The sequence below is a fragment of the Acinetobacter sp. NIOH-H-8 genome (genome assembly GCF_046635365.1).
In the GTDB taxonomy this organism is placed as follows: domain Bacteria; phylum Pseudomonadota; class Gammaproteobacteria; order Pseudomonadales; family Moraxellaceae; genus Acinetobacter.
Map to the genome: position 1 here is coordinate 1 of NZ_JBHDVN010000387.1, position 379 is coordinate 379.

At 70.2% G+C, this 379-nt stretch carries 1 protein-coding gene; it reads right to left on the reverse strand.

Annotated elements, in window-relative coordinates; translation table 11 throughout:
* A partial coding sequence (locus ACEWB7_RS18785; RefSeq protein ID WP_411581200.1) for a ribonucleotide-diphosphate reductase subunit beta occupies positions 1–277 on the reverse strand: 277 nt, incomplete at its 3' end.
* Positions 278–379 lie beyond the last annotated feature (102 nt).

Genomic DNA, 379 nt, shown 5'->3' on the forward strand with positions numbered 1-379 from the left:
CCTCGTGGGGGGTGCGGGCGTCGGGGATGAGGGAGACGGCGCCCACCGTGCCCTGGATGGTGTCCAGGAGGGTCAGGCCGGTGAACACGCGGGTGGTCATGTTCTTCTCGGCCGCATTCAGGGTGGCCCAGGACTGCACGTCGTTGGACAGCGGCACCTTTTCGGGCAGCCAGAAGTTGCCGGTGAGGCGGTCCCAGACCTCCAGGTCCTTGTCGTCGATGAGCCGGTTCCAGTTGATGGCCTGGACGCGGTCGATGAGCTTGATCGGCTCGGGCATGGGGGCTCCTCCCGGGTGGGCGCGACTGCTGGCGTCAGCCCGGCCCCTCCCGGCGGAGGCTCCTCACCGGTCACCGGGCGGGCGCGGCTGACGCCGTCATGC